Raw genomic sequence first — 9,507 nt, 5'->3', positions numbered from 1 at the left:
ATGCAGTCCACCGCCCGCGCCACCGAGCCTGCGGAGATCGGTCTCGCGGACGCCCACCACCCCCTGCTGGGCGCGGCCGTGCGCATCGCGGGCGACGACAAGCTCGTGCTCACCGGTCGGCTGTCCCTGCGCACCCACCCGTGGCTGGCCGGGCACACCGTCCTGGGCTCGGTGCTGCTGCCCGGCGCCGCGTTCGTCGAGCTCGCTCTCCGTGCCGGTGACGAGGTCGGATGCCCCGCCCTGCAGGACCTGACGCTGCACCAGCCCCTGGTGATCCCCCGGCGAGGATCCGTGCAGGTACAGGTGGCCGTCGGCGCTCCCGAGAGCGATGGCGGGCGTGCGCTCACCGTGCACTCCCGGCCCCACGACGAGGACGCCGAGCACCAGTGGACGCTGCACGCGAGCGGCCTCCTGACAGCCGCCCCGCACACACCGGAGTCCGGTCTGCCCGCCACCACCCCGTGGCCACCCACCCTTGCCCAGCCCGTCGAGCTCGACGACTTCTACGCGGACCTGGCCGAGCACGGCTACGACTACGGCCCAGTGTTCCAGGGCCTGCGGGCCGTGTGGCGGCAGGCGGACGAGATCTACGCGGAGGTCGCTCTCCCCGAGGCGGCCGGAGCCGAGGCGGCCCGGTTCGGCCTGCACCCCGCCCTGCTCGACGCCGCGCTGCACGCCGCGCGGCTCGGCGGGTTCCACCAGCGGCCGGACGAGAAGTACCTCCCCTTCTCCTGGGCCGGAGTGGCGCTGCGCATCCGAGGCGCCAACGCCCTGCGCGTACGCGTCTCCCGGGCGGGCGTCGACGCCATCCGGCTGGACGTCACCGACACGGCGGACCGGCCGGTGCTGACCGTCGACTCGCTGACGCTGCGCCCGGTCTCCGCCGCACAACTGGGCTCCGGAACGCACGACGCGCTGTTCCGCGTCGACTGGACACCGGTGCCCGCAGCCGACGGCTCCGGGCTGCGCGTCGTCACCATGAGCGCACCGGAGGAAGCGGCTCCCGACCGGGCACTCGCCCAGGACGCCGACGTCGTGGTGGTGCCGTGGTGGCAGGAGGACGACACCGCCCACCGGTCCACCCACCGGGTGCTGGCCCTTCTCCAGAGCTGGCTGGCCTCGGACACCCGGACGAAACTGGCCCTGCTCACCCGGGGTGCCGTCGCGGTCGGCGACGACGTGCGCGACCTCGCCCACGCACCGTTGTGGGGGCTGGTCCGCACCGCCCAGACCGAGCACCCCGACCGCTTCGTACTGATCGACGCGGACGACCCGCGACCGTCCACGCGAACCCTGGCCGACGCCCTCGCCACCGGCGAACCGCAGCTGGCACTCCGCGACGGCGCGATCCTCGTGCCCCGCCTGGCCCCCGTCACCGTCTCGCAGGCCCCGGCCGAGTGGAACCCCGACGGCACCGTACTGATCACGGGCGGCTCCGGCGCCCTCGCCGGTCTCGTCGCCCGGCACGTCGTACAGAACCGGGGTGCACGCAGGCTGATCCTCGCCAGCCGCAGCGGTCGGCCCGCACCCGGCACCGACGAGCTGGACGCGGAGCTGGTCTCCGTGCGCTGCGACGTGTCCGACCGCGACGCCCTCGCCGGGCTGCTCGCGTCCGTACCGGCCGAGCACCCGCTCACCGCCGTCGTCCACACGGCGGGTGTGCTGGACGACGGCGTCCTGCACGCGCTGACCCCGGAACGGATCGACACCTCGTTCGCGGCGAAGGTCGACGGCGCCCGCCACCTCCATGAACTCACCCGCGACCTGGACCTGGCGGCCTTCGTCCTCTTCTCCTCGGCGGCGGCCGTCCTCGGCTCGGCCGGACAGGGCAACTACGCCGCCGCGAACGCCTACCTGGACGCGCTCGCCACCCACCGCAGACGACAGGGCCTCCCCGCCGTGTCCCTGGCCTGGGGACTGTGGGCCGAGCACGGCGGCATGGCCCGGGGACTCGGCGACACCGAGCTGACGCGGATCTCCCGGATCGGCGTCGCCGCCCTGACCTCCGAGGAGGGCATGCGCCTGTTCGACGCCGGCTGCGCGGCCGAGGAAGCGCTGCTGGTGCCGATGCGGGTGGACACCGCCGCACTGCGCGCCCGGCGCGACCACCTTCCGGTGCCGATGCGCGGCCTGGTACGGGAGCCCGCCCGCCTCCGGCGTTCCGCTCCCACGGCCTCCCTGGCGGGCAGGCTCGGCGCCGCCAACGGCATCGAACGCCCCCGTATGGTGCTCGACATCGTGCGCACGGCCATCGCCGACTCGCTCGGCTACAGCGCGGCCGACGGCGTACGGCCGGACCAGAACCTCCACGACCTGGGCTTCGACTCGCTCACGGCGGTGGAGTTCCGCAACCGGCTCTCCACCGCCACCGGCCTGCGGCTGCCCGCCACACTCACCTACGACTACCCGACCCCACGGGCGATCGCCGAACACGTCCTGGGCCGCCTGACCGTGACCGAGCCGGAGCCCCAGCGGGAGTCCTCCGTCCAGGTCATCTCCGACGACGACCCGGTCGTCATCGTCGGCATGGCCGGCCGCTACCCGGGCGGGGTCCGCACCCCGGAAGACCTGTGGGACCTGGTCGTCTCCGGTGGTGACGGGATCTCGTCGTGGCCGGTCGACCGGGGCTGGGACGTACAGAACCTCTTCGATCCCGACCCGGACGCCCCGGGCAAGTCGTACGTCCGCGAAGGCGGTTTCCTCCACGAGGCCGGGCGGTTCGACGCCGGCTTCTTCGGCATCTCGCCGCGCGAGGCGCTGGCGATGGACCCGCAGCAACGGCTGCTGCTGGAGTGCTCGTGGGAGGCGCTGGAGCGGGCGGGCATCGACCCGTCCTCGCTCAAGGGCAGCCGGACCGGGGTGTACGCCGGTGTGATGTATCACGAGTACGCCTCCCGCCTGGGGGAATCCCCGGCCGGGTACGAGGGCACCCTCGGCACCGGAAGCGCGGGCAGCATCGCCTCCGGGCGCATCTCCTACACCTTCGACTTCATCGGTCCCGCCGTCACCGTCGACACCGCCTGCTCCACCTCCCTGGTGGGACTGCACCTGGCCGCGCAGGCGCTGCGGACGGGGGAGTGCGAGCTGGCGCTCGCGGGCGGTGTGACCGTGATGCACACGCCGCGTCCGTTCGTGGAGTTCTCCCGGCAGCGCGGACTGGCCCCCGACGGCCGCAGCAAGGCCTTCGCCAAGGCGGCGGACGGCGTGGCCTGGGCCGAGGGCGTCGGGATCCTGGTACTGGAGCGCCTGTCGGACGCCCGGCGCAACGGCCATGAGGTACTGGCCGTCGTACGCGGCTCGGCGATCAACCAGGACGGCGCCTCCAACGGGCTGACGGCCCCCAACGGGCCCTCGCAGCAGCGGGTGATCCGGGCGGCACTGGCCGGCGCGGGTCTGGGCCCGACGGACGTGGACGTGGTGGAGGCACACGGCACGGGCACCAGGCTCGGTGACCCCATTGAGGCGCAGGCGCTGCTGGCCACGTACGGTCAGGGGCGCCCGGACGACCGCCCGCTATGGCTGGGCTCGGTCAAGTCCAACATCGGACACACCCAGGCCGCGGCGGGCGTGGCGAGCGTGATCAAAATGATCATGGCGATGCGTGCGGGCGTACTGCCCGAGACACTGCATGTCGACGAGCCGACACCGGAGGTGGACTGGTCGTCGGGCGCCGTACGACTGCTGACCGAACAGCGGAAGTGGCCTGTTGCGGACGACCGGCCGCGCCGAGCCGGTGTGTCCTCGTTCGGCATCTCCGGCACCAACGCCCACGTGATCATCGAAGAGGCGCCTCACCAGCCATCGGACGTCATTCCGACGCCCACGGTCGATGTGGTGCCGTGGGTGCTGTCGGCCCGGTCGGACGACGCGCTGCGGGCGCAGGCGGCCCGGCTGGCCGCTCACATCTCGGCCCTGCCCGCGATCGACCCGGTGGATGTGGGCTGGTCGCTGGTAATGACCCGCAGTGTGTTCGAGCACCGTGCGGTGGTGGTGGGCCGGGACCGTGAGGAGTTGCTGGCGGACCTGGCGACGGTGGCCGGCGAAGGTGGAGACGGCCCCGCGACGGTCGGCGTCGATGACGGTGTCGCGATGGTGTTCGCCGGTCAGGGGTGTCAGTGGGTCGGTATGGGGCTGGCGTTGCTGGACGCCTCTCCTGTCTTTCGGGAGTCGATGGAGCGGTGTGCGAAGGCGCTGGAGCCGTTTGTCGACTTCGCGTTGCTGGACGTGCTGGGTGATGAGGCGGCGTTGGCCCGGGTGGATGTGGTGCAGCCGGCGCTGTGGGCGGTGATGGTGTCGCTGGCCGAGTTGTGGCGGTCGTGGGGTGTGCCGGTGTCGGCGGTGATCGGCCATTCGCAGGGTGAGATCGCCGCCGCGGCGGTCGCGGGCGCGTTGTCGCTTGAGGACGCCGCCCGGGTCGCGGCTCTGCGCAGTCGGCTGATCGGCGAGAAGCTGTCCGGCCTGGGCGGGATGGTCTCGATCGCCCTGCCCCGTGACCAGGTGACAGCCCTTCTGACCGACTATCCCGGCGTCTCCGTCGCCGCCGTCAACGGATCGTCGTCCACCGTGGTCTCCGGCGATATCGACGGCCTGAACGGTCTGCTCGCCACCTGCGAGACACAAGGCATTCGTGCCCGCCGCATCGACGTCGACTACGCCTCCCACTCGGCTCACGTCGAGCTGATCCGTGACGAGTTGCTGGCAGCCCTGGAAGGGATCCGCCCGCGGCCGAGCGAGGTGCCGTTCGTTTCGACGGTGACAGGTGAGCGGATCGACACGGCCGAGCTGGGCCCGGAGTACTGGTACCGGAACCTGCGCCGGACCGTGGAGTTCCAGGCCGGTGTCCAGCACCTCCTGGAGCAAGGGCATACGGTCTTCCTGGAGGCCAGCCCCCACCCCGTCCTCACCGTCGGCATCGAGGAGACCGCCGACCGGCCGGTCGTGGTGCTGGAAAGCCTCCGCCGGGGTGAGGGTGAGCTCTCCCGGATGCTCTCGGCGGCGGCCGAGGCATGGACCCGGGGCGTCACGATCGACTGGACGCCGTCGGTCGCCGGCGGTCGGCGGGTGGAGCTTCCCACGTACGCCTTCCAGCATCAGCACCACTGGCTGGACGCCGCCCCCGGTCGTACCGGCGACGTGGCCGCCGTCGGGCTGCGGGACGACGGACACGCGCTCGTACCCGCGACAGTCGAGCTGCCGGGCGGCCAATCGGTGTGGACCGGTCGGCTGTCGCTGTCGGCGTACCCGTGGCTGAGCGACCACGCGGTGCTGGGGACGGCGTTGCTGCCCGGCGTGGCCTGGGTGGAGCTGGCGTTGCACGCGGGTCACCAGAGCGGCTACGGCTGCGTCGAGGAGTTGACCCTCCAGGCCCCGCTGACGCTGGAGGAGTCGGCGTCCGCGCAGATCAGGGTGGTCGTCGCCGACACCGGTGACCCCGATCGCCGGACGGTGTCGATGCACTCGCGGGGCGCGGACGGCACCTGGACGACCCACGCCGAAGGGATCCTCGGCAGTGCGGAAGCGCTGCCCGACAGGCTCGAGGTGTGGCCGCCGGCCGGCGCCGACCCGATCGACGTCGAGGGGTTCTACGAGAGCCTGGAGGCGGCCGGCTACCAGTACGGTCCGGCCTTCCGGGGGCTGCGGCGAGCATGGCGGACGGACGAAGGACTGTTCGCCGAGGTCGAGCTAGCCGACGGCGTGACGCCCGACGGCTACGGCATCCACCCCGGCTTGTTCGACGCGGCCCTGCACGGCATCGCGTGTGAGGGAGCGAAGGCGCCCGAGCCCCGGGAGACACGGCTTCCGTTCTCCTTCACCGACGTCCGGTTGTACGCGACCGGGGCGACCTCACTCCGCGTACACATCGACCCGCGGGAATCCTCCTGGCAGGCGTGGGACACCACCGGACTCCCGGTGTTCCGCATCGGACGGCTCGCGACCCGGCCCGTCGACGCGGGCCAGTTGGCGGTGAAACGACGGGACACCCTCTTCCACGTCACCTGGCAGCACCAGGCGGCCGCCCCGGCCGTCGAATCCGCGACGACCACCTGTGTGCTCCTGGGCGAGGACGTGCTCGGTATCACGCCGGCTCTGGAATCGGCGGGCTGGCAAGTGGACACCGCCGCCGATCCGGCCGCCGTCCGGAGCGTCCCCGACATCGTGCTCCTGCCGTACCGGTGGCCCGAACCGGTCGGGTCCGAGGTGCCCGCCGCCGTCCGCGCGGCCACCGGGCACGTACTCGCCACCCTGCAGGACTGGCTCGCCGACGCCCGCTTCGCGGACTCGCGCCTGCTCGTCGTCACCCGCGACGCGCCACCCTCAGGCGACCTCGTCCACGGCCCGGTACGGAGCCTGCTGCGCTCCGCACAGGCCGAGAACCCGGACCGCATAACGCTCGTCGACCTCGACGACGACCCACGTTCGGCCGCCGTCCTCCCGGGCTTCGCGGCGGCCTCGGAACCCGAGATCAGGGTGCGCGCCGGAGAGGGCACGGTGCCACGGCTGGCCCGGATCCCCGCCGCACCGGCCGACGGGGAACGAGCGGGCGACCGCCCGCTGGGCACCGGCACCGTCCTGATCACCGGCGGCACCGGCACCCTGGGCGGGCTGCTGGCCCGGCACCTCGTCCGGACCCACGGCGTCACACGCCTGTTGCTGGTCAGCCGCTCCGGCCCCGCCGCCGACGGCGCGGACCGGCTGCAGGCGGACCTCACCGGCATGGGCGCGCACACCGACATCGTCGCGGCCGACCTCACCGACCGCGACGCCGTGGCCGGACTGCTCGCCGGCATCGACCCGGACCACCCGCTGTCGGCCGTCGTGCACGCCGCCGGCGTGCTGGACGACGGCGTGCTCGGCACCCGCACAGGGCAGTGGCTGGACACCGTGCTGCGCCCCAAGGCGGACGCGGCCTGGCACCTGCACGAGCTGACCGCCGGCCTGCCCCTGGACGCGTTCGTGCTGTTCTCCTCCGCGGCATCGGTACTTGGCGCGGCAGGCCAGGCCAACTATGCTGCGGCCAACGGTTTTTTGGACGCGCTCGCCGCGTACCGCACCGCCCACGGCCTGCCGGCACTGTCGCTGGCCTGGGGGCTGTGGGACGAGCGCAGCGAGCTCACCAAAAAGGTCGCGTCCCCGTCCCGCAACATCGCCGCCGCCGGTGCGCTGTCCACCGAGGAGGCGCTGGCGGCCTTCGACTCCGCTCTCGGCTCACAGGAACCGCTGGCGGTACCGATCCGGCTCGACGCGTTCTCCGCACAGGACGTCCCGGCACAGCTGCGCGGACTGGTCCGGGCACCGCGCCGCGCGGTGACCGCCGACCGGCCCACCGAGGACGGGCAGTTCGCCCAGCGACTGACCGGCCTGGGCGACGAGGAACGGCTGCGCCTCGTGCAGAACGTCGTCCTCGACACCGCGGCCGCGGTGCTCGGGCACGACAGCCGGGAAGCGGTCACCCCGTCCCGAGGCTTCCTGGAACTGGGATTCGACTCACTGACGGCGGTACGGCTGCGCAACCGGCTGGCCAAGGAACTGGGGCTGCGACTGCCCGCCACCGCGGTGTTCGACCATCCGACTCCCGGCCTGCTCGCCGGCTACCTGGTCGAGCGGCTGGTGGGCACGATCGACACCACCGCACTGGTGCTGGAGCGGATGGACTCCCTGCGCCGGAGCGTCAGCGGCCTGGCGGCGGACGCCCCGGACCGGGCCCTGATCGCGCGACGGCTGACGGCGCTGCTCGACGAGCTGCGACCCCCGGCCGCACCCACCGACGACGTCGGTGACCTGGACACCGCCACGGCGGACGAAATCTACGCCTACATCGACAACGAGCTGGGAATCGGGGGAACTCAGTGAACGGTGACGACAAGGCCCTGGCCTATCTCAAACGAGTCACCGCGGACCTGCGCTCGGCGCGGGCGCGCGTGCGGGAACTGGAGGCCGCGGCCACCGAACCCATCGCCGTCGTCGCCATGGCCTGCCGCTTCCCCGGGGGCGTCCGCACCCCGGAGGACCTCTGGGACCTCGTCTCCCACGGCCGGGACGCGATCGGACCGTTCCCGGCCGACCGGGGCTGGGACCCCGGCCTCTACGACCCGGACCCGGACGCGCCCGGCAAGTCCTACGCACGCGAGGGCGGATTCGTCCACGACGTCGCCGACTTCGACCCCGCCTTCTTCGGCATCGCACCGCGCGAGGCCCTGGCGATGGACCCGCAGCACCGCCTGCTCCTGGAGTGCTCCTGGGAGGCGCTGGAGCGGGCGGGCATCGACCCGGCCGCCCTGAAGGACAGCCGGACCGGTGTCTACACCGGGCTGATGACCCACGAATACGCGACACGGCTACCCGAGGTCGACGAGGACCTCGAAGGGTACGTCGGGCTGGGCAACGCCGGCAGCGTCGCCTCCGGACGCGTCTCCTACACCCTCGGACTGACCGGTCCGGCCGTCACCGTGGACACGGCCTGCTCGTCCTCGCTCGTCGCCCTCCACCTGGCCGCCCAGGCGCTGCGACAGGGCCAGTGCTCGCTGGCACTCGCCGGCGGGGCCTCCGTCATCGCGGCACCGACCGTGTTCGCCACCTTCAGCAGACAGCGCGGACTCGCCGCCGACGGCCGCTGCAAGGCATTCTCCTCCACGGCCGACGGCACGGGCTTCGGCGAGGGTGTCGGCGTGCTGGTGCTGGAACGCCTCTCCGACGCCCGGCGCAACGGTCACGACGTACTGGCCGTACTGCGTGGCTCGGCCGTGAATCAGGACGGAGCCAGCAGCGGATTCACCGCCCCGAAGGGACCGGCACAACAGGAGGTCATCCGCCAGGCCCTCGACGACGCCCGGCTGACACCGGACCAGGTCGACGTGGTCGAGGCACACGGCACGGGCACCACCCTGGGCGACCCCATCGAGGCGCAGGCACTGTTCGCCACCTACGGGCAGGGGCGGCCGGACGACCGTCCGTTGTGGCTGGGTTCGGTGAAGTCGAACATCGGGCACACGCAGGCCGCTGCCGGTGTGGCGGGTGTGATGAAGATGGTCATGGCGATGCGTGCGGGTGTCCTCCCCAGGACGTTGCATGTCGACGAGCCGACACCGGAGGTGGACTGGTCGTCGGGCGCCGTGCGACTCCTGACCGAGCGGCGGGAGTGGCCCGCCGTGGACGGCCGGCCGCGCCGGGCGGGTGTGTCCTCGTTCGGCATATCTGGTACCAACGCCCACGTCATCGTGGAGGAGGCGCCGGACCGGCCGTCGGAGGAAGGCACGACGCCCACGGTCGATGTGGTGCCGTGGGTGCTGTCGGCCCGGTCGGACGACGCGCTGCGGGGGCAGGCGGCCCGGCTCGCCGCGTTCGTTTCGGCGCGGCCTGAGCTGAATCCGGTGGATGTGGGTTGGTCGCTGGCCGCCACGCGCAGTGTGTTCGAGCACCGTGCGGTGGTGGTGGGCCGGGATCGTGAGGAGTTGCTGGCGGGCCTGGCAGCGGTGGCCGCCGAAAGCAGCGTGGTGGACGCCGATGGTG

General features: G+C 72.7%; 2 protein-coding genes. Both read left to right on the top strand.

Features of this window, described 5'->3' with window-relative positions; genetic code table 11:
• The coding region (locus ACX9I7_RS32060) for an SDR family NAD(P)-dependent oxidoreductase (protein ID WP_459389331.1) at positions 1-7,851 on the top strand (7,851 nt) is incomplete at its 5' end.
• On the top strand, positions 7,848-9,507 hold a 1,660-nt coding region (locus ACX9I7_RS32055), incomplete at its 3' end, for a type I polyketide synthase (protein ID WP_459389330.1). The genes ACX9I7_RS32060 and ACX9I7_RS32055, both read left to right, overlap by 4 nt.

This window comes from Streptomyces sp. L500, from assembly GCF_054551825.1.
The sequence above is the reverse complement of the archived record's forward strand: the minus strand, read 5'-3'. Positions and strand labels throughout refer to the sequence as shown.